1 protein-coding gene is annotated in these 1,489 nt (G+C 66.2%); it reads right to left on the bottom strand.

Translation table 11 applies throughout. From position 1 onward, the window contains the following. Nucleotides 1-1,489 (bottom strand): AAA family ATPase (locus tag AC1D01_RS34275; RefSeq protein WP_477873918.1); only part of this gene is annotated, 1,489 nt, incomplete at both ends.

Below are 1,489 nucleotides of genomic sequence, written 5' to 3'. Positions count from 1 at the left end.
ACCTGCAGCAGCACGTTGAAGACGTCCGGGTGCGCCTTCTCGATCTCGTCGAGCAGCAGCACCGCATGCGGCTTCTTCGTGATCGCCTCCGTCAGCAGGCCGCCCTGGTCGAAGCCGACGTAGCCCGGAGGCGCGCCGATCAGGCGGCTCACCGCATGGCGCTCCATGTACTCGCTCATGTCGAAGCGGATCAGCTCGATGCCCAGGATGAACGCGAGCTGCTTCGCGACCTCGGTCTTGCCGACGCCGGTCGGGCCGCTGAACAGGAACGAACCGATCGGTTTGTCGGGCTTGCCGAGACCGGAGCGCGCCATCTTGATCGCGGCCGCGATCGCCTCGACCGCCGGCTCCTGGCCGAACACCACGCTGTTCAGGTCGCGGTCCAGCGTCTTCAGCTTGGAGCGGTCGTCGTTCGACACGCTGGTCGGCGGGATGCGCGCGATCTTCGCGACGATCTCCTCGACCTCGTTGCGCGTGATGGTCTTCTTCTGCTTGCTCTTCGGCAGGATGCGCTGCGCTGCACCGGCCTCGTCGATCACGTCGATCGCCTTGTCGGGCAGGTGGCGGTCGTTGATGAACTTGGCCGACAGCTCGGCCGCGGCCTGCAGTGCGCCCAGCGCGTACTTCACGCTGTGGTGCTCCTCGAAGCGCGACTTCAGGCCCTTCAGGATCTCGACCGTCTGCTCGACCGACGGCTCGACCACGTCGACCTTCTGGAAGCGCCGCGACAGCGCCGCATCCTTCTCGAAGATGCCGCGGTATTCAGTGAAGGTGGTCGCACCAATGCACTTCATTGCACCCGAGCTGAGCGCCGGCTTCAGCAGGTTGCTCGCGTCCAGCGTGCCGCCCGAGGCCGCACCGGCGCCGATCAGCGTGTGGATCTCGTCGATGAACAGCACCGCGTTCGGCTGGTCCTTCAGGTGCTTCAGCACGCTCTTCAGGCGCTGCTCGAAATCGCCGCGGTACTTGGTGCCGGCCAGCAGCGCGCCCATGTCGAGCGAATACACGTTGGCATCGGCCAGGATCTCCGGCACGTCGCCCTGCGTGATGCGCCAGGCCAGGCCCTCGGCGATCGCCGTCTTGCCGACGCCGGCTTCACCGACCAGCAGCGGGTTGTTCTTGCGGCGGCGGCACAGGATCTGGATCACGCGCTCGACCTCGAGCTCGCGACCGATCAGCGGATCGATCTTGCCTTCGCGTGCCAGCTGGTTCAGGTTCTGCGTGAACTGGTCGAGCGGCGATCCCTTGCCTTCGCCCTCGTCCTTCTCGCCTTCGGCGCTCGGGCCGCCCTCGCTCGGCTTGGCCGGCTCCGGCGGATCGGTCTTCTTGATGCCATGGGCGATGAAGTTGACGACGTCCAGCCGCGTCACGCCCTGCTGGTGCAGGTAGTAGACGGCGTGCGAGTCCTTCTCGCCGAAGATCGCGACCAGCACGTTCGCGCCGGTCACTTCCTTCTTGCCGCTGCCGGTGGACTGCACGTGCATGATCG

The organism is Rhizobacter sp. P3_B12, from assembly GCF_056402895.1.
Note: the sequence above shows the minus strand (reverse complement) of the source record. Positions and strands in the feature narration are given on the sequence as shown.